Source organism: Pseudoalteromonas sp. c7(2019) (assembly GCF_011378625.1).
GTDB lineage: Bacteria > Pseudomonadota > Gammaproteobacteria > Enterobacterales > Alteromonadaceae > Pseudoalteromonas > Pseudoalteromonas arctica.
Map to the genome: position 1 here is coordinate 133352 of NZ_WTKS01000012.1, position 26242 is coordinate 159593.

General features: G+C 39.3%; 21 protein-coding genes. 9 read left to right on the top strand and 12 right to left on the bottom strand.

Annotated features, from left to right (window positions below):
* The first annotated feature begins 82 nt into the window (after positions 1-82).
* The gene (locus tag GQR38_RS14325) at positions 83-2101 is read left to right on the top strand and encodes a S9 family peptidase (RefSeq protein WP_165721984.1); all 2019 of its coding nucleotides are present in this window, start codon (positions 83-85) and stop codon (positions 2099-2101) included.
* Between the two features lie 816 nt (positions 2102-2917).
* Here the strand turns inward: GQR38_RS14325 and GQR38_RS14330 are convergent.
* Positions 2918-4519 carry an isocitrate lyase gene (locus tag GQR38_RS14330; RefSeq protein ID WP_165721983.1) on the bottom strand — a complete coding sequence of 534 codons (1602 nt, stop codon included), beginning with the start codon at positions 4517-4519 and terminating at the stop codon, positions 2918-2920.
* Positions 4520-4760: 241 nt separating this feature from the next.
* Here GQR38_RS14330 and GQR38_RS14335 point away from each other — a divergent pair, with 241 nt between their 5' ends.
* Entirely contained in the window at positions 4761-6950 is a 2190-nt protein-coding gene (locus GQR38_RS14335) for a malate synthase G (RefSeq protein ID WP_165721982.1), read from the top strand.
* A gap of 199 nt (positions 6951-7149) precedes the next feature.
* Here the strand turns inward: GQR38_RS14335 and GQR38_RS14340 are convergent, their stop codons facing one another.
* From GQR38_RS14340 to GQR38_RS14355, 4 genes are all read right to left on the bottom strand, one after another.
* A complete protein-coding gene (locus GQR38_RS14340; protein WP_101216042.1) occupies positions 7150-7875 on the bottom strand; it encodes a YebC/PmpR family DNA-binding transcriptional regulator in 726 nt (241 codons plus the stop codon).
* Between the two features lie 144 nt (positions 7876-8019).
* Positions 8020-8637: an HAD family hydrolase gene (locus tag GQR38_RS14345; protein ID WP_007583617.1), complete on the bottom strand. Its 618-nt coding sequence runs from the start codon at positions 8635-8637 to the stop codon at positions 8020-8022.
* Between the two features lie 322 nt (positions 8638-8959).
* The gene (locus GQR38_RS14350; RefSeq protein WP_165721981.1) at positions 8960-9454 is read right to left on the bottom strand and encodes a DUF6702 family protein; all 495 of its coding nucleotides are present in this window, start codon (positions 9452-9454) and stop codon (positions 8960-8962) included.
* Positions 9454-11901 carry a M1 family metallopeptidase gene (locus GQR38_RS14355; RefSeq protein ID WP_165721980.1) on the bottom strand — a complete coding sequence of 816 codons (2448 nt, stop codon included), beginning with the start codon at positions 11899-11901 and terminating at the stop codon, positions 9454-9456. The genes GQR38_RS14350 and GQR38_RS14355 overlap by 1 nt, the downstream gene beginning before the upstream one ends.
* Before the next feature lie 579 nt (positions 11902-12480).
* On the opposite strand from GQR38_RS14355, the gene GQR38_RS14360 reads away from it, so the two are divergent.
* The 4 genes from GQR38_RS14360 to GQR38_RS14375 all read left to right on the top strand — a co-directional run bounded on the left by GQR38_RS14360 (position 12481) and on the right by GQR38_RS14375 (position 18375).
* Complete coding sequence (locus GQR38_RS14360; protein WP_002959190.1) at positions 12481-12717, top strand: hypothetical protein; 237 nt, start codon at positions 12481-12483, stop codon at positions 12715-12717.
* A 78-nt stretch (positions 12718-12795) separates the two neighbouring features.
* On the top strand, positions 12796-14043 hold the full coding sequence (locus tag GQR38_RS14365; protein WP_165721979.1) for an exonuclease SbcCD subunit D C-terminal domain-containing protein: 1248 nt from the start codon (positions 12796-12798) through the stop codon (positions 14041-14043).
* Positions 14040-17690: an SbcC/MukB-like Walker B domain-containing protein gene (locus GQR38_RS14370; protein ID WP_165721978.1), complete on the top strand. Its 3651-nt coding sequence runs from the start codon at positions 14040-14042 to the stop codon at positions 17688-17690. Before GQR38_RS14365 ends, GQR38_RS14370 begins: the two co-directional genes overlap by 4 nt.
* A 28-nt stretch (positions 17691-17718) precedes the next feature.
* Positions 17719-18375 (top strand): class I SAM-dependent methyltransferase, encoded by a 657-nt coding sequence (locus GQR38_RS14375; protein WP_165721977.1) that lies wholly within the window; start codon positions 17719-17721, stop codon positions 18373-18375.
* Between the two features lie 213 nt (positions 18376-18588).
* Here GQR38_RS14375 and GQR38_RS14380 read toward each other — a convergent pair whose 3' ends face one another.
* The 4 genes from GQR38_RS14380 to GQR38_RS14395 are packed head-to-tail and all read right to left on the bottom strand — an operon-like array spanning position 18589 to position 21535.
* Positions 18589-20055, bottom strand: a complete 1467-nt coding sequence (locus GQR38_RS14380) for a P-loop NTPase fold protein (RefSeq protein WP_165721976.1) — start codon at positions 20053-20055, stop codon at positions 18589-18591.
* A 47-nt stretch (positions 20056-20102) separates the two neighbouring features.
* Entirely contained in the window at positions 20103-20495 is a 393-nt protein-coding gene (locus GQR38_RS14385) for an ACT domain-containing protein (protein WP_165721975.1), read from the bottom strand.
* A 19-nt stretch (positions 20496-20514) separates the two neighbouring features.
* Entirely contained in the window at positions 20515-21078 is a 564-nt protein-coding gene (locus GQR38_RS14390; protein ID WP_165721974.1) for a hypothetical protein, read from the bottom strand.
* A 1-nt stretch (position 21079) separates the two neighbouring features.
* The gene (locus GQR38_RS14395) at positions 21080-21535 is read right to left on the bottom strand and encodes a YaiI/YqxD family protein (protein ID WP_165721973.1); all 456 of its coding nucleotides are present in this window, start codon (positions 21533-21535) and stop codon (positions 21080-21082) included.
* Between the two features lie 292 nt (positions 21536-21827).
* Between GQR38_RS14395 and GQR38_RS14400 the strand changes: the two genes are divergently transcribed.
* On the top strand, positions 21828-22349 hold the full coding sequence (locus GQR38_RS14400) for a lipocalin family protein (RefSeq protein WP_165721972.1): 522 nt from the start codon (positions 21828-21830) through the stop codon (positions 22347-22349).
* 209 nt (positions 22350-22558) lie between these two features.
* Here the strand turns inward: GQR38_RS14400 and GQR38_RS14405 are convergent, their stop codons facing one another.
* Genes GQR38_RS14405 through GQR38_RS14415 form a run of 3 tightly spaced genes read right to left on the bottom strand, consistent with a single transcriptional unit; the run spans position 22559 to position 24830 of the window.
* Positions 22559-22894: a DUF3325 domain-containing protein gene (locus GQR38_RS14405; RefSeq protein WP_165721971.1), complete on the bottom strand. Its 336-nt coding sequence runs from the start codon at positions 22892-22894 to the stop codon at positions 22559-22561.
* Positions 22891-24492, bottom strand: coding sequence for a PepSY-associated TM helix domain-containing protein (locus GQR38_RS14410; RefSeq protein WP_165721970.1), 1602 nt, complete (start codon positions 24490-24492; stop codon positions 22891-22893). Before GQR38_RS14410 ends, GQR38_RS14405 begins: the two co-directional genes overlap by 4 nt.
* Complete coding sequence (locus tag GQR38_RS14415) at positions 24489-24830, bottom strand: hypothetical protein (protein WP_007583591.1); 342 nt, start codon at positions 24828-24830, stop codon at positions 24489-24491. The genes GQR38_RS14410 and GQR38_RS14415 overlap by 4 nt, the downstream gene beginning before the upstream one ends.
* A 343-nt stretch (positions 24831-25173) precedes the next feature.
* Between GQR38_RS14415 and GQR38_RS14420 the strand changes: the two genes are divergently transcribed.
* Together GQR38_RS14420 and GQR38_RS14425 are read left to right on the top strand one after the other, a co-directional pair.
* Entirely contained in the window at positions 25174-25530 is a 357-nt protein-coding gene (locus GQR38_RS14420) for a VOC family protein (RefSeq protein ID WP_007583589.1), read from the top strand.
* A 150-nt stretch (positions 25531-25680) separates the two neighbouring features.
* The coding region (locus GQR38_RS14425; protein ID WP_165737987.1) for a uracil-DNA glycosylase family protein at positions 25681-26242 on the top strand (562 nt) is incomplete at its 3' end.

The window sequence follows — 26242 nt, forward strand, 5'->3', positions numbered from 1 at the left end:
TTCATCGCATCCTACTGTTAATTTAATAATCCCTAACATATAACTACTTAGCAAATTAAAAAAAGTAACAACAGGGATTAAAATGAAAAAGCTTTTAACACTTAGCCTCATTTTAGGCTGTAGCAATTTAGCCTACGCTGAAACAAATACACTACAACTGCAAGACGTGTTTAATTTAGAATATGCCAATCAAATAGATATAACCGAAGACGGTAAAACTGTTTATTTTGTGCGTAACCGCATGGATATAAAAACAGATCGCAAAGTTGGTAATATTTGGTCTGTTGATTACAAAACCAAACAAATGCAACCGCTAACCTCTGGCGTGCATATGGATTATTCGCCAGTCCTCTCTCCTGATGGTCAACGCCTTGCGTTTATATCAACTCGCGATGGCAGCAGCCAAATATATATAAAATGGCTTAAAACAGGTGCTATGGCAAAAATTAGTAACTTAACGAGTAGTCCACGTTCGATTACATGGAGCCCTGATTCTAACCAATTAATATTTAGCATGTTTGTTCCAAGCGCTAATTCAGCGCCAGTGAGCTTACCAGGCAAACCAAAAGGCGCAACCTGGGCAGAGCCCGCAAAATTTATTGATGATGTGTATTACCGTTCAGATGGTGGCGGTTACACGCAAAAAGGTTTTAGCCAATTATTTTCCATAGATGCTAACGGTGGTAATGCCAAACAACTCACTGATGATGAATTTGATAACGCAGGCGATGTAAGTTTTAGTAACGATGGTAAGTCGCTTTATTTTTCTGCGAACAGGCACACAAACAACCAGCTAAAACCCACAAACAATGAAATCTATCAAATCGAGTTAGCCACACAAAATATAACTAAAGTTACTGACCGAAACGGACCTGACGAGCAGCCTAAAGTATCGCCCGATGGTCGTTACTTAGCGTACACAGGTTACGATGATAAACGCACTAACTACGAAAACGCTCAGCTTTATATTCGTGATTTAAAAACAGGTAACACAACAAGCTTAACGCCAGATTTTGATCGTAGCGTAGGTCAAATAAAATGGAGTGCAAACTCCAAAGGCATATACTTTAGCTATGCAGATAAAGGTCAAACCGCCCTCGCCTATCAACCACGCAGCGGCAAGCGTAAAATAATAACAACTCAAATTGGCAGTGTTGCCTTTGGTCGCCCTTATTCTGGTGGTGACTTTGATGTAAGCGAAGATGGCGAAGTAGCCTTTACCCTTGCCGATACTCAGCGCCCTGCTGATATAGCAACAATTAAACGCGGTAAAGCGCAGCGTTTAACTACCCTTAATGCAGATGCACTGGGCGACAAAGCTTTGGCTAAAGTGGAAGAAATTTGGATTAAATCAAGTCACGATGAGTTACCTATTCAAGGATGGATTGCTTACCCACCAGAATTTGACAGCAGCAAAAAATATCCGCTAATACTAGAAATACATGGCGGTCCAGTAGCTAATTACGGTCCACACTTTAGCGCTGAAATTCAGCTGTTTGCAGCCAAAGGAAATGTGGTTTTATACATGAACCCACGTGGCAGTGATTCATACGGTAAAGAGTTTGCACAAACTATTCATCATAATTATCCAAGTAACGATTTTGATGATTTAATGACTGGCGTTGATGCGCTAATAGCGAAAGGCTTTATTGACGAGTCTAAATTGTTTGTAACCGGTGGCTCTGGCGGTGGTGTATTAACAGCTTGGATTGTAGGTCATACCGATCGCTTTGCTGCGGCTGTAGTTGCTAAGCCTGTTATTAATTGGATCAGCTTTGTACTAACTGCCGATTTTTACCCGTTTTTTGCTGATTACTGGTTTCCGGGTAAACCGTGGGATCACATCGAGCATTACATGAAGCGCTCGCCTATTAGTTATGTTGGAAACGTTAAAACTCCTACTATGTTGCTCACTGGCGAATCTGACTACCGTACACCAATATCAGAAACTGAGCAGTTTTATCAGGCATTAAAACTACAAGGCGTTGATACTGCAATGGTGCGCATTCCTAATGCATCGCATGGTATTACAGCTTGCCCATCAAACTTAATGACTAAAGTAGCTTATATTCAATGGTGGTTTGATAAACACACTAAATAAACTCTGGGTAATAAATTTATAGCTCAAATAAAAGCCACTTCAAATAAGTGGCTTTTGTATTTACCGCCTTAGTATTCAAACTGTAAACCCCCTTTACACTTCTGTGACAGTTAAATATCGGACTTAGTTAAAACTTCAGTTAGTAAAATTTCGGTTTATAGCATTTTTTGTAACTTGAGTTGGTAAAAAATCGGTTTGAGTCACTGTTTATAGCCTATCAGTTAGTAAAATTTTGTTTTATAGCACAGAGAAGTTAGTAAAAAATCGGTTTATAAATTCGCTAAGTTTGCCTATTAAAGCAAAAATCAGTCACTTACCTGCCTTTTAAAGTTGTTGTAAACGCTTTTTACAGCAAAATCACCCCAAATATGCCGTTTTATGAAAGGTTAGTTAAACTCTGATCTGTAAATCCACTCAGGTAGTTAAATAGTGATCCAAAATTATTTGGCAAGGGCGTGTTGAACTTTGGTGGGTTAATTTGCAGCAGTATGTTTGGTTTTTAGGCAAGGCGGAGCTTATGTAGTGTGGTTATTCCCCATGAATAGGCGATAACGTAGCATAAATACCAAACATGCGCTGCCCTTTGGGTTCTTTCTAGGGGCGATAAACTCTTTGTTGCTCGGTTTTTACTTAGCCCACTAGGTTACAAACCTCGCGCCGCGATTTAATCGCCCCTAGATTGAACAAATTTCAATCCACAAAGATCAACACGCCCTAGTTAAAGTCTGATCTGTAATTATGCTTCAATGTTCTAACTTTACTTAAAGCAATAAAAAAGGGCCTATTGGCCCTTGAGTAACACTATCTAGTTAGGAATTAAAACTGGTTCATGGTGTTGTCTTCACCACCGGCTTTTAGCGCGTTATCACCAGAGAAGTATTCTTTGTGCGTATCGCCCATGTTAGACCCTGCTAGGTCTTGGTGCTTAACAGAAGCTTGCTCACGGCGAATTTCTTGGCGTTGTACATCACGTACATAAGCCAGCATACCCATATCGCCAAAGTAACCTTCTGATAAAATATCAGTGCTTAGCGCAGCTGTATGGTACGTAGGCAGAGTAATTAAGTGATGGAAAATACCTGCTTCACGTGCTCCATCGCGCTGGAAGTTTTGCACTAGTAAATCGGCTGCTTGCGCAAGTTCTGTTGCATCCATTTCTGGTGCCATAAGGCCTTTATTGTCGCCAAGGCTTGGGTAAGCACTAAGGTCACGGCCTGCTTCTTCCCACTCTTGATACACTTGCTCACGAAACTTAAGCGTCCAGTTAAACGAAGGCGAGTTGTTGTATACCAGTTTTGCATTTGGCACGTGTTCTTTTACACGATTTACCAGTTCTGCAATTTGCTTAACATGAGGTTTTTCTGTTTCAATCCACAGTAAATCAGCGCCCGACTGCAAGCTCGTAATACAATCTAGTACTACGCGGTCTTTTTCAGTGCCTTCGCGAAATTGAAATAAACCATTATCTAGGCGAGTTGGTTTACATAACTGGCCATTAATTTTCATTGCTGTGTCGCCTTCATTCAAGTCATCGACACCGTTAATTGGCGTCGTTTCTAAAAATGCATTGTATTGGCTTGCTAAGTCACCTGGTGTTTGCGACACAGGTACTTTTTGAGTAAGGCTTGCACCTAATGAATCTGTTCGTGCCACAATAATACCGTTATCAATACCAAGTTCTAAAAAGGCGTAACGTACTGCGTTAATCTTTGCTAAAAAGTCTTCGTGTGGAACGGTCACTTTACCCGCTTGGTGACCACATTGTTTGGCGTCAGATACTTGGTTTTCTATTTGAATGGCACACGCACCGGCTTCAATCATTTTTTTAGCCAGTAAGTAAGTTGCTTCTTCGTTACCAAAACCTGCGTCAATATCAGCAATAATTGGCACAACATGAGTTTCAAAGTTGTCTATTTTATCAATAACAGCTTGAACGTCACCGCCATTCGCTTTTGCTGCATCTAGGTCGTTAAACAAGTGGTCTAGTTCACGTGCATCAGCTTGCTTTAAAAATGTGTAAATTTCTTCAATTAATGCAGGTACCGATGTTTTTTCGTGCATGCTTTGATCTGGCAGCGGACCAAATGCAGAGCGAAGTGCTGCAACCATCCAGCCACTTAAGTATACATAGCTGCGTTTAGTTGTTTTTTGATGGCGCTTAATAGCCATCATCATTTGTTGGGCAGTAAAGCCATGCCAACACCCTAAAGATTGGGTGTACAGGCTTGTGTCGGCGTCATATGCAGCCATATCTTCACGCATTACGTCTGCTGTGTATTGCGCAATTTCAATCCCTGTACGAAAACGGTTTTGTAAACGCATACGGCTTGCGTATTCAGGGTTAATAGCTTTCCATGTGCTGCCTTGTGATTGGCAAAGAGTAGAGAGTGTGTCTGTTTCGCGTTGATATGTTGTCATAATAAAATCCTTCGAACGAGTGTGTAAATTATTTTAATGTTGTGAGAGTGGCTAGGAGTGTGTGCTCCGTTTCGCTTGATTCAACATTAGGCTCCTTTTCTAGATTTAGTAAATTTATAGTTGTTATTGTGGCTATACATTTTGTGAATGACTAAAAAGCACTCAACATTGCCTTTTTGAGTTATTGTTGCCTTAACGCATAAGCACACAACAACATCGCGACCGTTTAAGGAAGGCAATTATGTCCCACACTCTCACACATTCAGGACTCAGCGTAGACACACAACTCGCTGATTTTGTTAAAAATCAATTACTACCAGGCACTCACTTAAGTGAGCATCAATTTTGGCAAAGCTTTGCACATATAGTTCAAACACTTACCCCTACAAATAAGGCACTGCTTGAAAAGCGAGAACTGCTTCAACAGCAAATAGATGACTACCATCTTGCTAATAAAACGTGGGATAGCGTTAAGTACCATGCCTTTTTGCAAGATATTGGCTACATAGTAAAAGAGCCTGCCAACTTTGAGATTGAAACCCAAAATGTAGAGCCCGAAGTAGCCCTTACAGCAGGCCCTCAGTTGGTTGTGCCTGTAAGTAACGCACGCTTTGCACTCAATGCCGCTAACGCACGTTGGGGTTCGTTATACGACGCTTTATACGGTACAGACGTGTTAAGCGAAGACGATGGAGCCGAAAAAGGCAATACCTACAATCCTGTTCGTGGTTTTAAGGTAATGGCCTACGCTCGCCAGTTTTTAGATAAAGCATTGCCGCTCACTAATGGCTCGCATATAGAAAGCACTAATTATTCAGTAGTAGATGGCGCACTTTTAATTACCTTGCGTGATAGCTCTCAAACCACATTAGCTGACCCATCTCAGCTTATTGGCTATCAAGGTGAAGCACAAAACCCAACCGTAGTGTTATTAAAAAACAATGATTTACACATAGAGCTACATATCGATCACCACCACATTATTGGCCAAGCAGATAAAGCAGGCTTAAAAGATGTAGTGTTAGAGGCCGCGCTTACAACCATTATGGATTGTGAAGATTCTGTAGCTGCGGTAGATGCAGAAGATAAAGTACAAGTTTATAAAAACTGGCTTGGTTTGATGCAAGGTAACTTAGTTGAATCGTTTAAAAAAGGCGATAAAACTGTAGAGCGTACTCTGCAAAGTGATAAAACATACACCGCACTTGATGGTGGCACCGTTACTTTAAAAGGCCGTAGCATGATGTTTGTTAGAAACGTTGGCCATTTAATGACGAATCCTGCGATTACCGATGTGTACAATCAACCGGTATTTGAAGGCATTATGGATGCGATGTTTACTGCCACCGCTGCCCTGCACGACCTAAATAAAAAAACAGGTATAAAAAACTCAAGCGCGCAAAGTATTAATATAGTAAAACCAAAAATGCATGGCCCTGAAGAGGTGGCGTTTACTAACACTTTATTTAGCTTAGTAGAGGAAGCGCTAAGCTTACCTAAAAACACGCTTAAAATGGGTATTATGGATGAAGAACGCCGTACTTCTGTAAACCTAAGAGCCTGTATTTATGCAGCTAAAGAGCGTGTTGTATTTATAAATACTGGATTTTTAGACCGCACAGGCGATGAAATTCATACCTCTATGCAAGCGGGTGTTGTGCTTCCAAAAGCACAGATTAAGCAGCAACCATGGATACAAGCTTATGAGGATCGCAACGTCGATATTGGCCTTGCTTGTGGCTTAAGTCATAAAGCACAAATAGGTAAAGGCATGTGGCCAATGCCAGATAAAATGGCATTAATGATGGAGCAAAAACAAGCTCACCCTAAATCAGGCGCTAATACAGCATGGGTGCCCTCCCCTACAGCCGCTACTCTGCATGCAATGCATTATCACGATATAAACGTATTTACTGAGCAGCAAAGTATAGCTAAACGTACTATTGCGAGCCTTAATGACCTGCTTACACCGCCGCTAATGACAGACCCTAAAACGCTTTCAAAAGAAGATATTCAAAGTGAGCTTGAAAACAACGCACAAGGTATTTTAGGTTACGTTGTACGTTGGATTGATCAAGGCGTTGGCTGCTCAAAAGTACCCGACATTAACCATATCGGGCTAATGGAAGACAGAGCAACACTGCGTATTTCAAGCCAACATATAGCTAATTGGTTGCTAAATGGCGTGTGTTCACAGGCGCAAATAAAATCAACAATGGCTAAAATGGCCAAAGTAGTTGATGGTCAAAACGAGCATGACACTGCGTATACACCCATGGCAATAAACGAAGAAATCCTTAATAACAGCATTGCGTTTCAAGCTGCACTTGCACTGGTTTTGGAGGGGGTAACACAACCTAGTGGTTACACTGAACCACTGCTACATAGCTACCGTATAAAATATAAAGCACAAAAAACGAATACGCTTTAACCGCTTAAGCAAAGTTCAGATTAAGTGCTAAACCAGCTTTTAAGCTGGTTTTTTATCGCCTAAAATTAGAATAACATTACTTTTAAGGCATTTTAAAGGTATATAGATAATACACATGAATATCTAACATTTATTCAAACGTAAAAAAGCGTGTTTTGCATACACAAAACACGCTTTTTAAAGCTTTAGCTAATTAAATCTAATTTTTTACAATGGCATTGTGATAAATATTTTGTACATCGTCACAATCTTCAAGCATATTTATAAACTTATCAAAGTTAGCAATAACTTCTTCGTCTTCAATTTCAATATTAACTTGAGGAATAAACGTAATTTCGTCTACTTCAAAGTTAATGCCTTCAAATGCGTTTTCAAGGGCTGTTTTAGCTTTAAAGTATTCTGTTGGTGGTGCAAATACCGATATTTTACCGTCCTCGGCTTCAACATCGCTAACATCAACATCAGCCATCATTAATGCTTCTAATACTATTTCGTCGTCATCGCCTGCAAAGCCAAGTACCGCATAATGATCAAACATATGTGCTACACAGCCCGGAGTACCAATTTTTGAGTCTGTTTTAGTAAATGGCAAACGTACATCTTTAATTGTACGGTTCGGATTGTCAGTTAAACAGTCAACAATAACCATGCAATTACCTGGGCCATAGCCTTCGTAACGGGCAACAGAGTAATCTTCCCCCGCGCCACCGGCTGCTTTTTCAATTGCTTTATCGATAACGTGTGCGGGTACTTGGTCTTTTTTAGCTTTTTCGATTAGACGGCGTAGTGTTTGATTTACTTCGGGATCGGGATCGCCACTTTTTGCTGCAACGTAAATCTCTTTACCATACTTTGAGTTTACTTTTGTTTTTGCATTGGCTGTTTTGATCATAGAACTTTGACGAACTACAAATGCTCTGCCCATTTTGTGCCCCTAATGAATACGTTACGTTTTGCGGTATTTTACCAATTCAAAACGTATTGGGCTAGCTCCGCAATGGGCAAACTTGATTAATAAAAACTTTTATAACTACATACTCATTTCAGAATAAATGAAATAGCACGCTATTTAACATAACTCTATTTTTTCAGAATAACTCTCAACTAATGTCACTAATTCAACAAAGTCATGTAAAACGTAATCTGCCTGATCGGCATAAGCAGGCGTTGACTCTGGAGCGTATAAACACGCGCGCATATTTGCATTGTGCGCAGCTTGAATGTCGTAAAGGTAATCGCCTACATAAAGTAAATTTCTGGCGTTAATGTTCCAAAGTGTAGCAATGGCATTTAAAGCGCTGGGATCTGGCTTTGCTGGGGCATCGCTTCGCGTTAAAACTGTGCTGATAGGGAGTGGATTATTTTGTAATTTAATTGCCGCTGCTTTATCAAAATTGCGAGTAACAATCGCCATCGGAATATTTTTAGACTTTAAAGCATGAATAGCTTCACTCACACCAGGTAATATACTGGCATGTTGTGCATCTATTAATTCGTGTTGGTGAACTATATTCATTGCCTCTTCACGCATATACGGTGAGGGCAACTGAGCAATGTAATCAAGTAAGTCTTGCTCGCAAGGGCAACCTATTTGGGCCTTTATTAATGCAAAATCTAATTCTGATGAAACCAATGTTCCATCTAAATCAAAAATCACTCCAAAAATAGCCTCAACCTGAGTAGTCATATCATTCCCTGAATTTAGTTATTACTAAATGAAATTTAAACATAAAATTCTCTACTGCTTATGCCCTAGGCCGGTAAATACAAAGGGATAAATGAAACTAACTATATTTAAATATTAATACGCAACATTATCAATCTATTGATAACAAAGTAATTTAAGTGCTTGATATATCATGCGCAAAAAAAGGTAAATATACAAATTGAACTCACAAATTTTACGTAAATTTACAAATAACAGATCAAACATGAACGCAGTTTAAACGTATGAAGAAAACGCGCACATAAACAACTGCTGTGCGCGTCGGTTGGGGAAGTTTTAAATATTAATTTTGCTCAAAGTGGGCTTCGAGCCAAGTATCATCTTGAGCAAAGTTTAAAGTTTTAATCTTACCTTTGCCCTCAACGTTTACCATATTTACCTGAGATGGCCATAAATCACGAAGTGCGCCATTACTCATTTTAATTCCTTCAATGTTTTCAGGAATTGGTGCTTCTTGGTAAACCCAAAAAAACTTACCATCAACTTGTGCTCCCACAAAGTTAAGTGGTAAAGGTTCACCACTTAGCGTTTGTAGAGCAACATGCGATTCAACATACTTAGCAAAACGTTGTTGGTCGGCTTTATTACTAATAATATCAATTTTGCCTTTAAATAATGTTCCTACGGCGTGTTCGGTATCATGTAAATAAAAGCGATGCATTAATTCAACATTATGCGTTCGTTTATTAAAAAGCACGGTTGTAACTGACGACTTTAGTTGATGCGCCATACTTGGCGCAGCAACTAAAAGGCAAACAATAATAAGCAAAAAGCGCATTATTGCTGCTCCTCACCGTCATCCTTTTCGTCTTTCTTCTCATCAGTTTTAAGCTCAGTTTTAATATCTTGCATGATATCGCGACTTACTTTAGCTTTACTCTTTTCCTTTTTAAACACTTCAATACGTGAAGGAATAATACGACGAGGGTAGTTATTGTTTTCAACATCTACGTCAGCTGTTTCCCAGCCTGGATCGACAGTAACTGATACAAGCGGTTTGTTTTTATCGGTAACAATCAGCTTCTGAACGTTTTTATAATTACGACGCCAAATTTCAGCAGGAATATAGCGCTCTTCTTTAGTGCCATCTTCATATGTTAGCTCTAATAAAATAGGCATTACCAAACCACCAAGGTTTGAAAATTCCATAACGTAATAGTTTTTATCTTCTTCTAAAGCACGCTCAAGCGTTTTACGCTCCCACGGCTCTAAGCCTTTTAAAAACTTATTGTACGAGTTACGTTCTTTATTGGTTACAGTAAAACGGTCGTTTTCGTCATAAAAATCGGTAACATCAGAGTTTTTCTCAACCCATGTTTTTTTACCTTGTGCGCGGTTACGCTCAACAAATAATGAAGTAGGTTTGTCTGCTTCAATATCACGTAAACGGCTGTAATCAATATCAGGGTTTTTAGTGTCTAAACGTAGTTGATATACTTTATCTAAAGAGATATCTACATGGTCTGTGGTGTAAAACCAGCCACGCCAAAACCAATCTAAATCAACACCAGAGGCTTCTTCCATTGTACGGAAAAAATCAGCTGGAGTAGGGCGCTTGTATTTCCAGCGCTGAGCATACTCTTTAAATGCAAAGTCGAATAAGTCACGGCCTAAAATTACTTCACGTAAAATATTAAGGGCTGCTGCAGGTTTAGTATAAGCATTAGGACCTAAGCGTAATACACTGTCTGACTGAGTCATAACAGGTACTTGGTTTTCAGACTTCATGTAGCTCACTATATCGCGAGGCTCAACACCCCAAGGAATAGTAGGATCCCATTCACGACCAGCAACGCCATCTAAAAAGCTGTTTAAGCCTTCATCCATCCACGTCCATTGGCGCTCATCTGAGTTAACAATCATTGGAAAGTAAATATGACCCACTTCATGAATAACTACGCCAAGTAAAAAGCGCTTTTCAGCTTGAGAATAAGTACGTGTACCATCATCTTGTAACTTAGTACGCGGGCCGTTAAAGGTAATCATTGGGTATTCCATACCGCCAACAGGGCCATTTACCGATTGCGCAGTTGGGTATGGGTAGTCAAAAGAATACTTAGAGTACACTTCCATTGTGTGTACTACCGCTTCAGTTGAGTACTTCTCCCATAAGTCACCACCTTCTTTAGGGAAGAACGACATTGCCATAACTAAAGGTTGAACGTCACCACCTTGCTGATAACCCTTTGCATCCCACATAAACTTACGAGACGACGCCCAAGCAAAGTCACGTACGTTTTGCGCTTTAAAGTGCCACGTTTTAGTTTTGTCGGTGCCCTCTTTTTCGTTTTCTAGCGCTTCTTCTGCGTTAACAATAAACACAGGACGCTTAGATGTTTCGGCTTGCTTTAAACGTTTGCGCTGAGTACTTGTAAGTACTTTGCTCGCGTTATCAAGTTTACCTGTTGCCGATACAATGTGATCTGCCGGAACAGTAATCTCAACATCGTAATCACCAAACTCAAGCGTAAACTCACCAGAGCCTAAGAACGGCTTGTTTGTCCATGCTTCGTAATCGGTATAAGCCGCTAAACGAGGAAACCACTGAGCAATTAAGAATATGTCGTTGCCGTCTTCTTCAAAGTGCTCGTAACCAGAACGTGCACCCACTGCATCTTCTTCAACAATGTTGAAGGCAAAGTTCATGCTAAATTCTACTTCTTTACCTGGCTTTAATGGCTCGTTTAAATCGATGCGCATTAAGGTATCAACTACAGTTACGCGTAGCTCTTTACCATCGTCATCTTTTACGCCACTGATTGTATAACCCAGTTCGTTGTCGCTCATAAATTGCTGACGGCGTAAGTCGCCTAAACTTAATTTAGCGGGCTTTTGAGCTGGTAGGCTTTCTAAAGTGCTTTTAAACGTTTTAGTTGTTTCGGCAATAGAGTCACTTTTAAAAATATTTTGATCTAACTGTAACCATAAATATTTAAGCGTATGTGGTGAGTTATTTTTATATTCAATGCTTTGGCTACCGGTAATGCGGTGCTTTTTTTCATCTAGCTTCACATCAATATCGTAATTTACACGTTGCTGCCAGTATTTTTCACCGGGTTCGCCAGCGGCACTACGATAAACATTGGGTGTAGGAAGTGCTTCGTCTAATTGACGAAATTTATCAACAAAAGAACCTTTTGTTTGCTCAACCGAAGACGCCATAGCTGCACTCGATATTGCGAACGGCAATACAAAAGCACTTAGCGTAAGACCTATTTTTTTCATTGTTAGTCCTAATATAATTTTGTGAGCGTACTTTGACAAATATACCAGTTAGCTTCAATAAATTAGCGACCAAGTACCGTATTTTTAGGGTGATGTTCACTTAGTTTTTTAGATTGAAAAATACAATTATTTTGTAACAAAATACGAATAGATAAAAACTGTAAAGGGGGTTTACAAAATTGGGTTTTAATAATGGTTTTGATCGGTTAAATACAAAGTCCCAGAACTTAAAAAAATATCATTCATTTTATATATATTGCTAAAAAAGTATTGCTTTGGCATTACCAGGTAAACCATTAATCCTACGTATAAGTATTACTAATTCGCAACAAGTAAAATGGCCTAAAAGCCCTTTCTACTGAACAAAAACACAGTGAAACGAGTAAATAATTGGCTCAAATATTGCCGAACTTCATTAATATTCGCTATTTGTACGATAAATGACAAATAGTGTAATTTTAGGTTGATCTTTAGTGCTGTTTATATTTAAAATCGCCAACCTTTTTATTTGAGGCAAATAAATTCGTCACATTTATCCTCAAATTAATATCGATTACTAGCAAGAAATGCGGTGGGCTTATGGATTTTTACATCCTAAAAAAACAACAAGAACTAATTGCGATTCCAGCAAGTGAGAATAACTGTAAGCAGTATCTCGATTCGGGTTATTTTTATATCGATAAAGTAGCAGCGTGCAACGAAACTAACGCACTAAAGGCGCTACACGCAAAACAAACTAAAACGTTAAAAATTCCATTATTAATGGCACTTTTAGCATTACCGGTTGTTTTTTCAGCTTGGTACAGTTTAACCTAACGTAATGCATGCCTTAGGCTTGCATCTTTAACAGCCTTGGGTATATTGGCGCTCTTACGGTTTTATTAAGAGCGCGACATGAAAGTCCTCCACACCTCAGATTGGCACCTTGGCCAACAATTTTACGAACACGATCGCCGTGTTGAACATCAAGCTTTTTTTACATGGTTATTAGCCACTCTTGTTGAACAACAAATAGACTTACTTTTAGTTGCTGGCGACATTTATCATACAGCGACTCCAAGTGCTAGCGCTGAAAATCAGCTTTATCAATTTATTAAAGACGCCAAAAAAGCATGCCCACTATTACACGTAGTGATTATTGCGGGTAACCACGACTCTGCAAATCGTATTTTGGCAGCTCAGCCATTACTTGCACAGTTTGATACTCACGTAGTAGGGCGCTTTGATGTCGCAACACCCGATGAAACTGTTATTACCATAAATACCAATGGTAAACGCGCTGTAATCGTCGCTATGCCATTTTTGCGTGCAAGCGATGTAAGTTTGCTTAGCCAAACCGAAAACGGTCCTAGTTATGCTCAAGGCGTTTCAAAAGCTTACGAACTTGCACTAGAGCAAGCTACTAATATAAACGAGCAAAACTCACCATTAATAGTTATGGGGCATTTACACGCAAAGGGCGGGGACATTTCAAGTGATTCTGAGCGTAACTTAGTAATAGGTGGTGAAGAGTCTATTTCAGCCAATGTATTTGGTAAACAAGCCAACTACGTTGCCCTTGGGCACTTACACAAAGCGCAACAAGTCGCTAAAAGTGATGTTATTCGCTACAGCGGCACACCTATCCCTATGTCGTTTTCAGAACGTAACTACACGCACCAAGTAAATGTTGTTGAGTTTATTATTGATGAAAAACAACATATTAGTACAACTGTAAACCCCCTTTACATTCCGCGCTCTGCCGATGTAATTATTTTACCAAAAGGGGAGTGTGTACCATTAAGCGAACTATGCGAGCAAATTAAAGCGCTCGACACCGCACAAAATATAATAGCGCCTTATTTACGTGTAAAGCTTAAATCAAGCGATACCGACACCACCTTCAGAGAACAAATAGAACAAGCACTTGAAGGCAAGCATATTAAATTTTGTGGTATTGAACGTGTACGTGAGCAATCAGCGCAAAATGACGACAACACCGTATTTGAAGATTTAAGCGAAGTTGAAATGCTCAATCCACTAAACCTATTAGAACAAGCATTCGCAAACGATAAAGACATGGCAGGGCAAAGCGTACCCGATGAGCTAAAAGCACTTTTAAGTGACGTGATAAACGAGCTAACGGAGCAGGAACAACTATGAAAATAACCGCAGTTCGTATTCATAATTTAGCCTCAATAGTTGACGCTGAAATAGATTTTACTAAAGCTCCATTAAAAGACGCAGGTCTATTTGCCATTACTGGCGATACTGGCGCTGGTAAAAGTACCTTTTTAGATGCCATTTGTTTAGCCCTTTATACAAAAACAGCGAGGCTGCGCGGTGATAAAGGTAACTTAATTGAGTTTAACGGCGACAGCATTAAGCTTAATGATGCGCGAAACTTGCTACGCAGAGGTACATGGGAAGGCTACGCCGAGGTCGACTTTTTAGGACAAGATAAACAGCTTTATCGTGCGCGCTATACAATTGCACGGACCCATAAAAAAGTAACAGGCAAACTTAAAGTAGCAGAGCACACTTTAGTAACCCTGCCAGACGAAACCCTTATAGCTGACAAAAGCCACACAATAAAAGAAGTCGAGAGTAAAATAGGGCTTAACTTTGAGCAGTTCTCCCGTGCCGTACTTTTAGCACAACATGAGTTTGCTGCGTTTTTAAAAGCCACTGGCGATGAGCGAGCGCAACTTTTAGAGTGCTTAACAGGTACCGATAAATTTAGCCGTATTGGCGTGCGTATTTTTGAACGTCATAAAGAGCAAGTAGCAAAGCTTGAAGCGCTTAAAGCAGGCCTTCAAAGCTATACTTTGCTAGCACCAGAAGAACTTGAGCTACAACAAACCAAGTTAACCGATTTAAAAGCGCAAACCGAACACACTAAAAAAGAGCTATCCAAAACCGAAAAAGCACTTAACTGGTATCAGCAAGCTACAGTACTTGAGCAAAACTTACTGCAAGCACAGCAAACCCAGCAACAAGCAAGCTCAGCGCTTGAAAGTATTACCTCACAAAGCGAGCAGGCAAAACAAGCCAAGCAGGCGCTTGAAATAAAAGATAACCGCAGCCGTTTTAATTTGTTAACCGATCAAAATACGGCTTTGGATCAGCAAATAACATCGCTTAAAAGTGTTGATCATTTAGCGGTAATTAACGAGCGTAATACCGCGCTTACTAAGCATACCGAGCTGCTTAATAACGCCAATGAGCAAAAACAAAATGCAGCGCCCGTTATAGCTAAAGCGCGAGAGCTCGACAGCAATATTGCCTTGCAAACTCAAGCTGTAAAAGGTACTGAGTCGCAAATAACCAAAGAGCAATCTCAGTTTGATGAGTTCACACAGCAGCATAAACAAAGCAATAGCGAGCTTGAACTCGCTAATACCGAATCAACTAAAAGCCAGCAATGGCTTAATGAGCATGCACAGCTGCATGTTTTAGCAAAAGACTGGAGCTACTATCAGCAAAGCTTTAATACCTACTTAAATGCACAGCAGCAATTAACCGCAAACCTTGCACAAAGCCAAACTCTTAATAGCGAGCTTGCAAGTCAGAGCGATCTTTTAAATGCGCAAAATAATAAAGTGCAGCAGTGCGAGGTGGCACTTAGTGGTGAGCAATCAACTTTACAGGCATTAAATACTCAGCTTAATGAGTTTAATGCAGAGCACTGCGACGCGCAGTTAAAAAGTATTGATTACTTAAAAGAGCAGCGCGAGCGTTACGGGCAATTTAACGCAGAACTAAAACAAAGCACTCAACGCCAACAAGTACTTAATCAGCAGTTAAATGAAAGCCAGCAAGCCCATGCTTTACTTAATCAGCATTTAATAACCAGCGAGCAAGCGCTTAAAGGTAGCGAGTACGCACTTAACCAAGCGCGCTTAAGAGCCAGCGAAAACGTAGAACATTTACGCACAGAGCTTCGCCCTAATGAGCCTTGTTTAGTGTGCGGTGCAACTGAGCACCCGTATGCGGTAAATCAAAATCAGCAATTAAATAACTTAATTACTGATTTTGAAAATGCTTTTAATGCCGCTAAAAAGCAATTTGACCATGCACAAAGCGAGCTGCATAAGCATCAAACTCAACATGCTGTATTAACTGCTGAACACGGACAACTTGAGCAAATAATACAAACAGCAAAAGCTAAACAGCTCGACATTAAAAATACCATGCAAGGCGCACGCACCGAGCTTAACGACTTAACGCCTGATCAGCTTGAAGTAACTTATAAGCAATTAAACGATCAGAAAGCGCAATACTTTGAGCAGCAAAAACGCCAACGTACACTGCAAACTAAAGTAAATGAGCTACTAGCAGCACTTAAAGCTGAGCAGCAAGCACAGCAGCAACTTAGTAATAAACACCTTGAGCTTACACATCAGCAAAACCAAATAACGAGTAAGCAAAGCGAGCTTAGTGCGCAAATTAACGAGCTCGGTACAACGCTCAATAGCCAATTTGAAAATAGTGATTTTTGGCAGCAACTACAAGCCAATACGCTTGAACTTAGCGAGCTGCACGAGCAGGTTACGCAGTATCAGCAAACTCAAACGCAACTTGAGCAAAGCCAAAAACGTCAAGACACAGCTAATGAACAAATAAAGCAGCTCACACCGCTTATAAGTAACAACGAGCAGTCGTTAAAAGCACTTAATGAAGAGCTTGTAAAAGCTAAAAATTTACTAAGCACTGTACAAAGTGAGCGCTTAGCTTTATTTAATAACGAGCAAATAAGTGCAGACGACTACCAAGCAAAACTTACAAGTGCGCAAGAGCAACTGCAATCGCAGGTTCAAGCGAGTCAAAAAGCATATGACGACGCTATAAAACAACGAGATGAGCACGCCATAACGCTTAAAAATGTAGAGCAACGCTTACTTGAAAACAGCCAAGAGCTAGCAACGCTTGAGGCACGTTATAACCAGTGGTTTACTGACTTTAAAGCGCAATATAGCAATGCAACGCACGAACAGGTCAAAATTTTACTAACGCTTAGTAGCGAGACTATTAAAGCGCATTTAACTCAGCACGAGCAGTTAACTCAAGCCCTAACAGATGCAAACGCCGCATTAAAACAGCAGCAACTTACGCTTGAAAAACACAACAGTAGCGATAAACCAACGCAAAGTGCAGAGGCTTTAAGTACGCAACTAAGCAGCTTAAACGAGCAACAAACGCAGCTGCAAAATTCATTACTAGCAACTAATACCGCTATTGAGCAACACAACCAAAACGCAAAAGCGCTTGAAGGTAAGCAGGCTGAGTTAACTAAACTTAAAACGCTGGTTGAACAGTGGCATTTGCTTAATAAAGTCTTGGGTGATGCAACGGGTAAAACCATGCGTAACTTAGCGCAAACACAAACGTTAAAAATATTACTGCACTATGCCAACAGCCATTTAAAAACACTCAACAAACGCTACGAATTAACCGCCATAGCGCAAACGCTCGACATTGCGATTATCGATCGCGACATGGCCGACGAGCAACGCTCTGTTAATACACTCTCAGGCGGGGAGTCATTTTTAGTATCGCTCGCACTTGCACTTGGTTTAGCATCGCTTTCGTCAAACAAAGTACAAATCAATTCTTTGTTTATTGACGAAGGGTTTGGTACGTTAGACAGCGAAACCCTAAGCATTGCAATGGACGCTTTGGATTCTTTGCAAGCACAAGGCAGAAAAGTAGGCGTTATATCGCACGTAACACAAATGAGCGAGCGTGTAGCCACTCAAGTGCATGTAGCCAAAAAGCCAGGTGGATATTCCACAGTTGAAGTTTTATAAGCAACATTACTGAAAACAAGGAGATACAATGCCAACGTTTACAGGCGAGCAAGCAACACAATACGATAGCCGTATAACCCGTTTAGTTCCTGGTTATGAATTATTACATCAGCTCACTAACGCACAGCTAAAAGCAACGCTAAGCGATAATGCGCATATTTTAGTAGTAGGGGCAGGCACAGGCAAAGAAGTACTTGCACTGGCTGCATTAAACCCTACATGGCAATTTACCGCGCAAGATACATCAGCCGATATGCTTGCTATCGCGAAGCAGCAATTTGACGAGCAAGGTATAACAAGCCGAGTAAATATTCATAATGGCCCAGTTGATAAACTATCGGTTAAAGCCGATGCTGTTTTATGTTTATTAGTCATGCATTTTGTAGAGGATAACGGCGATAAAAAAGTGTTATTAAAAGCGATTAAAGGCAGCCTTAAAAAAGACGCCAACCTTTATATTGCAGATTTAATGCGCCCCGAAACGTTATTTGAGCGCGAAGCCCAGCTTACAACGTGCGCGCAATTGGGTTTAACCGAAACAGGTAAAACACAAACAGGGCACGACTTAGAAAATGAGTTTTACCCGCTTGATAGAATGCGCTTTAGCGAACTGCTAAATGAGTGCAAATTTGGCATTCCGAAGCTGTATTTTAAAGCGCTAGGCTTTAGTGGGTATGTAGTTTAAGTTTTACGAGCTAAACAAGCACCCGCTATTTAGCACCAATAAAAACACCGAGTGAGTAAACTCGGTGTTTTTATATAAACCCCTCTACACTCGGCATTTTTTCTAAGCGTAAGTCGGTTAAGCGAAGCGCTACACGACGGGCTTATGTTAATATTACTCAGATTGTTGTTATATCAGTCCGCACCTAATCGGTTTAACCTGATGAACTTTTTATTATTCAATATGACCAGATAATAGAATTATTTTTTGGTAGTCTTCCCACATCCAATAATTAAAATTATCATCATTAAAATAACTTATCATTTTTGCAATTGCTGATTCTAAGCTCTGATGATTTGTTGACTTCACTTTTGAAAAGTTACTTGATTCAACAATAAGCATAGTCTGCGGGTGTCCAAACTCTGTAACTCTTCCGCCATTAGAATGGCATCGAAGAGCTTGAGTAATCGTTACACAGTTAAACATACTCTGAATCAAATCTTTAATAGGGCGCTCAATTGCAACTGAAAAATAAGCTTTTTCTGCATTCGTTCTTTCAACTTGCTCTACTTTGTCTAAATGCTGCTCTATTAACCCAAGCATAAGTACAACTGTGTTTATTAAAGTTTCCGATGATTTTCGTTGATTTACCGCATAATCTAAGCTTACAAAAAATCTATTTAATATTTGTTCAATACCCCTTAGCTCAATTTTGTTACTTTCAAATAAGCTCGCAAACACACTTAGATTGATAGTTTGATCATCAATAAATGGATAAAGAAGTACTTTCTTATTTTTATATTTATCAAAATCTAAATTTTTCGAAGTTAAGTAATTCATCATAGACACTTGGGGTAAGGTGATTTTTCGATCGAAAAACCGACGTAGATAGAGTTGTGCGTCAAAGTCAACCCCATATATTGACTTCACTGAATGTTCTAGGACTTCTGTATTGGTAGCAACTAAAAAGGTAAACCCATCAGTTTCGAAAAAGTGCTTAATAACCTCCAAAACTTCAATCGCATAATTTGGTCGGCACCTATCTAGTTCATCGATCAAAATAACTATTGGTATATTCAATGCATAAATGATTTCAATTAGTTCAGATAAATAGGTTAAATATTCTTTTATATCTTTAACTGCCTGAATAGATTCTATATGGTTTTTTTGAATCGTTTCAGTGTACTTCTGCGATTGTGTCGAGGCATTAAAATTAGGAGTCACTTCAATTGCTTTGGATGCAGCTTTGGTCGCTGCAATTGCAATAGGATCGCCAGAAAACAAAACCGCAGACTCAGCGTATTTTAAACAAACTCCTAAACGACTCTTTAAATCATTAAACTTTTCTTTAGCGTTTTTCTTGTCTTTAACTTTTCCGTTCGGAGCCTTTTCTTTAAAAACATACTCAATTTGCTCTAATAACTCGCTGCAAATAACCGCAAGGGGGTTATTTGAAAAGTCACTTTCCCAAACATCTATATAAACAACAGGATGATTAAGGTTTGCTAACTCTACATATAAACGCCTAATAAATTCCGTTTTACCAGAACCATAAATGCCATTAAGATTAATTACGCGACTTTCTGATGTAAGAAACTGAGCTATAAATTGTCCAAATTCTTTTCTATTTGTTTTACATGTATTCCAATTATACGTGTCTTTCCATTGATTAAACTTGCTAGCGTGATTTGAAACATCCATATATTTTTCCGTATATTTTTAAATAGTATCCATAGTTTACAAAAAACCTAGCCAATCTCTCCAAGCGCTTTCATCGCGGCTTGTGCTTTATCTGTTTGTACAAAAATATGGTCGTGATAAAACGCAGCTACCACATTAGCGCTAATGCCATGCTCAGTCAGCTTTGCAGATACCGCAGACGTTAATCCAACGGCCTCTAAGCTTGAATGTACGTTAAGGGTAATTAAACTATATTTACCCTCGTAAGTAATACCTGCTTTATCGGCAGTTTCAGCTTTTAAAATAAGGGTTAGCCCTTCTTCTTCAACATAAGTAGCAAGTGGCTCTAAATGAACATAATCGGCAAGTGAGCCTGCTAAGCAACAAAAAATATACTCGCCTTGCTTAAGCGCTGGCTGCATTGATTTTAATAATTCGTTTAACTCTAAAATTCCGGCCATGGTCGTTCCCTACAATGTGTTATTTAGTGATTTTTAGCTGCGCGACTAGCTCGCTTAATCTCGCAATTTTTATATTACTTAGTTGCCTGTAATCAAAATATGGGCACACAATAATGTTGTTACTGGTGTCTATTGCAAACTCGTCGTCGAGCCAATCAAATTGTGCATGTAACTTACCTTGTTGTAATAAGTTTTTAGCGTGCGTACGACCGGCAATTATGTGTAACTGGTTTTTATTGCTAGTAGCTTTATTTGCACACGTAATAGTAATGTTGGGCGCGCTAAATAGCAGGGCGGTTTTACTATTTTTTTGCAGTAAAAACTCATCGCGATATTGTTGCCAAGTAGGGGCTTGTTTAGCAAATGAATAATGCTCACTTGGCAGGGAAAATAGCACTTTGGCGTAAACGTTAAATACCTTACGCCAACCATTACCACAGTGCTGGTTTATGGTATTTATTTGCTCATTTATAACCGGCTCAAGGCATTCGAGTGTTTCAAAAAACGGCATTGGCGGCGCTTTTGCTACGTATACCGCCACGCTAAATTGCGTATCACCTAAGCCAACTAATTGTGTGTTCAAGTTAGTTAGCCTTGTTTTGCGCTAAAATACGGTCGAGGTTATTTGCAAAGTTTTGGCGATCGGTTTGACTAATCGGAGGCGGTCCACCACTCATTTCTACGCCACTTGAGCGCATAGTATCCATAAAGTCGCGCACGTTAAGTATTGAGCGAATATTCTCGGTAGTATAAAGCTCACCACGTGGATTGAGCGCTTGCCCGCCGTTATCAATTACTTCACTTGCTAGCGGAATATCGCCAGTAATAACTAAATCGCCTTTTTCAATACGTTTTACTATTTCGTCGTCGGCTACATCAAACCCCGACGATACTTGAACGCGGCTTATGTATTTTGACGGCGGAATACGCATTGCGTGATTAGCCACTAAAATAGTCTCGATTTTCATACGCTCTGCAGCTCTAAAAAGTATTTCTTTTATAACAACAGGACACGCGTCTGCATCTACCCAAATTTTCATGCTATGGTCATTTTTATTGTTCTAGAATTAATATGATCCTATAGCAAATTTTTTTAATCGGCTAGCAAACTTTATATCCATCTAGATTTAGATAATACGTACTATTTATGTAATACCAACCTGCATAAATCTTTGATCAATTTAACGAATTAAATTGCACTATAACGTCGTTAATAATTTTTTATTTAGAACAACTAGATATAAAAATTTTTGCCTAGTTCTAGCGTAATTTTCTTAACGTTAAATAGACCCCATATATAAGCAGATTGGTATAATTAAAAAAGGAGCTTACATGAAGGCTATTAAATACGGTTTACTTATTACAGGGTTATTTTTTCTTAGTGCTTGCACCAGCCCTCCTGAGGGAATAACACCTGTTAAAAACTTTGATATACAAAAATATAAAGGAAAATGGTTTGAAATAGCGCGGCTCAATCACTCATTCGAAGAAGGTATGGAGCAAGTTACCGCGACTTATTCAATTAACGACGACGGCACAGTAAAGGTCCTTAACAAAGGGTATTTAACGGATGATAAAAAATGGGATGACGCCGAAGGCTTAGCCAAGTTTGTTGAGGGCAACGACACAGGGCATTTTAAAGTCTCGTTTTTTGGTCCATTTTATGGCGCTTACGTGATTTTTGAACTTGACCAACCCGATTACCAATATGCATTTATAACCAGTTACAACAAAGATTACTTGTGGTTTTTATCGCGTACACCAACGGTTAGCAAAGAGCTTAAAGAACACTTTTTAACTAAAGCTAAAGAGTTGGGCTTTGCTACCGATGAAATAATTTGGGTTGAGCAATAAACAATGTAAAGCCCCTTTACAGTAGTAATAAAAGAGTCACCTAACTGTAAAGTAACTTAAATATATTATGGTTATATTGTGTGTACTTGCCGTGAGACAGCAAGTATTGGAAACACTGAATATCCCCTATTGTTGGCAAGCTATATAGCTTGCCATTTTTTTTGCCTAATCTATGGGAAAGTAACGGATCACGTTTTTACTAACTAAGGCTAGTTTAATGCTAAAAACAACCCATTTAGCACAACTAACACGCTATTTAAAACACTAAACCACTTTACGTAGCCTACTAAAAAATTATAAAAAACCATTATAATTAAGACACTTAGGCTCATAAAACCGCAAAATAGTAATGTTCCATATCCACCTTGAGTAACTATACAAAGCACCAAGCTTAGTAAAATACTGATCCAAGCAGCTAATAGCAGCTTTTTACGTTGGGATTCTGTAGGGCGTTTTTTAAATACATCTTTAAAATGATTATACTTAGCCAGCGCAAAACAGTTAAAACTGAGCAGGCATAGGCTAAACCCAAGTAAATCAATCATGGTTTTTGCCTTTTAAGGTTATTAGATTGACTAGGGCTGATTATTTTTGAGTTATTTTTAGCAGTACGTAATTTTTCGGTTTGTATAAAAAACAATATACTAAATAACAAAAACAGTGCATCAAAAGTAAATAAAGCCCACTGTTTGTGCATCAAATAGCTAATTAGATTACCGTTAGTTGTAAGTGCATTAATAACCGGTACGCTTAAACATGCAACAGCATTTATAGCTGCCATAACTCGCCATTGCAGTGTGTCGCGCTTTATAAGTGCTAAAAGAGCAACCGCTAGCCATGTTAAAAAGAACGCGAGTATTTCTTTATCGGCGCGCTCTGCGGTAGTTGGGCTAAGTAGTCTGTTAGCAATAAAAAATGCACACGTTGCCAGTGGAAGTCCCATAATAGTGGCTAGGTTTAACCCTTCAACTAGTTTTAAACCAAACGAAGGTTTAACGTTATTTTTAGTTCGCTCGCGAATTCGCTTAGCCCACATAATACAGCCAGAGCCAATCATTACACAGCCTGCAATACCGCCTAATACGTATAACCAACGCAGTAACCACGTAGTTAAACGCCCCGTATGCATTGAATTAAGCGACTCGTAAAGCGCTTTGCTGCTAGTTAGCTCGTCATCAGTTTTAGCAACCATTTGCCCTGTAGCACCACTAAATATTAAGCGTGGTGCTTGGTCACGCAGTGTTTTACCTGCGCTTACCAATACGGTAATTGTTGAAGCTGCCATATTTGGTTGGTTAACTTGTACGCGAGTAATATCTGCATGAGGCCACTTAGTATAAACCTGATCCAAAATACTTTGAATCGGCACCATTGACGATTCGCCTTGGGCTTTATCGGTCATGGTGTTGCGAGGGGTTACATCGTTAAAAAAGCCACGCATGCCGTTATCGTACGACGTTTGCGCAGGGTAGGGAAACAACATAAATATGAGCGTAATCATGCCCGTGTAAGTAATCATTAAATGAAAAGGCAGGGCAAGCACAGAGCTTAAATTGTGGGCATCTAACCACGTACGGCTACCTTTATTACGTCTAAAACTAAACATATCTTTAAAAATACGCTTATGAATAACCACACCCGATATAATGGCAATTAGCATAAAAAAGCTGGCAAAGCATACAATCCAGCGTGCTGTTATTGCATCCATATAATGTAAATCATAATGCAACCGATAAAAAAAGTTACCACCTTTAGTATCTACAAAGGGCTCAAGCTCTTTCATGGTATTAGGGTTTAACTGTGTGTTTTTAAACTGGCTGCGGCGCTGGCCTGGCTCTTTTGGCTTTGCATAACCATAAATTAAATAAGGAATACGCGGCTCAGGTAATGTAATACGCCAGCTTGATGAGTTAGCTCCATGGTTAGCTAAGTAATCGAACCCTGTAATTATTTGTTGTTTTTGCGCTTCTATACGCTGTGTTTGGGCTTGTACATTATGTATGGCAGGTTGATTCCACAGCGTTATTTCGTCTCTAAAAAAGCTAAGTGTTCCTGCAAAAAATATTAAATATAATAACCAACAAACGAGTAACCCTACCCAAGTGTGTAACCAAGTCATCGATCTGAAAAAGCTGTCTTTCATACCCAACCCTTTAGTAATACAAGCAATCCGATAAACGCACCTGTACTTAGTAAAATACTGATCCACACTTTTCTTAATGATTTAACGCTAAAGGCATAAATAAATACTACGGCATAAATTAAAATGCTGATTGAAACACTAAACAGTACAGCGTCTTGCTTAGCTATTGGCAATACAAAACTTAATAACGCAGTACTTGCAGAGGTAAAGGCATAGCCACCAATTATGGCAATAAAAAAACGTAAAAATACCAAAACTCGATAACTGCTTACGCTTTTTACTATAAGCGCAATTACGTTAACCTTATCGAATGGCGCACTGTGCAAAGGTGCCTGCATAGTTAATTAATCCCTTTATTTAAAGCTGAGGATAAAACAAAGGCGCTATTATATATGTTACAAATACAAAAGATAGCTATTCTCATTTACGGCGACTAACTTTTAGTAAATTATCCTTCTTACTTAACCTGAACCTTGGTTAACAGGTTTTATACGTATTGAATTATGGTGATATTTAAATTTATTTTCTCTAGCGCTGAAAATAGCTGCTCGAGATAGATTTATTATCCAGAGTTCAGATTACTTAGTAAAATACTGATCTGTTATTGTTTAATGATATTGCACAGGCTGTATGTAAAGCTTAAGGTTAATAAACTGAGTAAAAATAAAGAGTGAAATAACGATGAGCGATCACGAAAAACTAAATTACGTTGAGTTTCCTGCATGCGACTTACCCGCAACTAAGGCCTTTTTTAGTCATGTATTTAATTGGCAGTTTACTGACTACGGCCCAGAATACACGGCATTTAGTGGGCAGGGGTTAGATGGTGGGATTTTTCAGGCTCCATTAAAATCACTAACTCAGCATGGGGCAGCATTACTTATTTTTTATAGCGACGACATACACGCAACCTTTAAAAAAGTAGAGACATTTGGCGGAGTAATATTAAAACCTATTTTTGAGTTTCCTGGCGGTTGTCGGTTTCACTTTACAGAACCAAGTGGTAACGAATTTGCGGTATGGGCGAAAGAACACTAGGTACTATAAGGGCTGTAGGGCATTTAGGCTTAAAGATCAGGATTTTACTAACTAATCGCCATTTTAGATAAAATAAACCGATTTTTTACCAACTCATTTATCCTAAATGGCCATTTAGGATAAAAATTAAGCATTTAAGGCCAAATAAACATGAATAGTCACCAATTAATAGACCAAGTTAGTAAATGCGTGATCTGTGATCCTCATTTACCTTTAGGGGCTCGACCTGTAATACAATTTAACCCAAACGCACGTATTTTAATCGCGGGCCAAGCACCGGGTATAAAAGTTCACGAAACAGGCGTGCCGTTTAACGATGCAAGCGGAAACCGCCTACGAGAATGGCTTGGGCTAACAAGGGATGAATTTTACGATGCTAATAATATAGCAATTTTACCTATGGGCTTTTGCTACCCGGGTAGGGGTAAGTCGGGTGATTTACCACCGAGAAAAGAATGTGCCCCAGCATGGCGCGAGCAATTATTGGCTGCACTACCAAATATTGAGCTGACAATAGTATTAGGTAAATACGCGCAGGCGTATCATTTACCGGAGACTAAAAAAATGCCACTTACGGAGTTAGTAAAATCGTGGCGTGAGTATTGGCCAAATTATTTAGTGCTTCCACACCCCAGTCCGCGTAATAATATATGGCTTAAAAAGAATCCATGGTTTGAGCAAGATGTACTTCCAGAACTGGGTAAACGCATTG

Coding starts and splice junctions, on each gene's coding strand:
- GQR38_RS14325 (WP_165721984.1), top strand. CDS start 83: ATGAAAAAGCTTTTAACACTTAGCCTCATTTTAGGCTGTAGCAATTTA.
- GQR38_RS14330 (WP_165721983.1), bottom strand. CDS start 4,519: ATGACAACATATCAACGCGAAACAGACACACTCTCTACTCTTTGCCAA.
- GQR38_RS14335 (WP_165721982.1), top strand. CDS start 4,761: ATGTCCCACACTCTCACACATTCAGGACTCAGCGTAGACACACAACTC.
- GQR38_RS14340 (WP_101216042.1), bottom strand. CDS start 7,875: ATGGGCAGAGCATTTGTAGTTCGTCAAAGTTCTATGATCAAAACAGCC.
- GQR38_RS14345 (WP_007583617.1), bottom strand. CDS start 8,637: ATGACTACTCAGGTTGAGGCTATTTTTGGAGTGATTTTTGATTTAGAT.
- GQR38_RS14350 (WP_165721981.1), bottom strand. CDS start 9,454: ATGCGCTTTTTGCTTATTATTGTTTGCCTTTTAGTTGCTGCGCCAAGT.
- GQR38_RS14355 (WP_165721980.1), bottom strand. CDS start 11,901: ATGAAAAAAATAGGTCTTACGCTAAGTGCTTTTGTATTGCCGTTCGCA.
- GQR38_RS14360 (WP_002959190.1), top strand. CDS start 12,481: ATGGATTTTTACATCCTAAAAAAACAACAAGAACTAATTGCGATTCCA.
- GQR38_RS14365 (WP_165721979.1), top strand. CDS start 12,796: ATGAAAGTCCTCCACACCTCAGATTGGCACCTTGGCCAACAATTTTAC.
- GQR38_RS14370 (WP_165721978.1), top strand. CDS start 14,040: ATGAAAATAACCGCAGTTCGTATTCATAATTTAGCCTCAATAGTTGAC.
- GQR38_RS14375 (WP_165721977.1), top strand. CDS start 17,719: ATGCCAACGTTTACAGGCGAGCAAGCAACACAATACGATAGCCGTATA.
- GQR38_RS14380 (WP_165721976.1), bottom strand. CDS start 20,055: ATGGATGTTTCAAATCACGCTAGCAAGTTTAATCAATGGAAAGACACG.
- GQR38_RS14385 (WP_165721975.1), bottom strand. CDS start 20,495: ATGGCCGGAATTTTAGAGTTAAACGAATTATTAAAATCAATGCAGCCA.
- GQR38_RS14395 (WP_165721973.1), bottom strand. CDS start 21,535: ATGAAAATTTGGGTAGATGCAGACGCGTGTCCTGTTGTTATAAAAGAA.
- GQR38_RS14400 (WP_165721972.1), top strand. CDS start 21,828: ATGAAGGCTATTAAATACGGTTTACTTATTACAGGGTTATTTTTTCTT.
- GQR38_RS14405 (WP_165721971.1), bottom strand. CDS start 22,894: ATGATTGATTTACTTGGGTTTAGCCTATGCCTGCTCAGTTTTAACTGT.
- GQR38_RS14410 (WP_165721970.1), bottom strand. CDS start 24,492: ATGAAAGACAGCTTTTTCAGATCGATGACTTGGTTACACACTTGGGTA.
- GQR38_RS14415 (WP_007583591.1), bottom strand. CDS start 24,830: ATGCAGGCACCTTTGCACAGTGCGCCATTCGATAAGGTTAACGTAATT.
- GQR38_RS14420 (WP_007583589.1), top strand. CDS start 25,174: ATGAGCGATCACGAAAAACTAAATTACGTTGAGTTTCCTGCATGCGAC.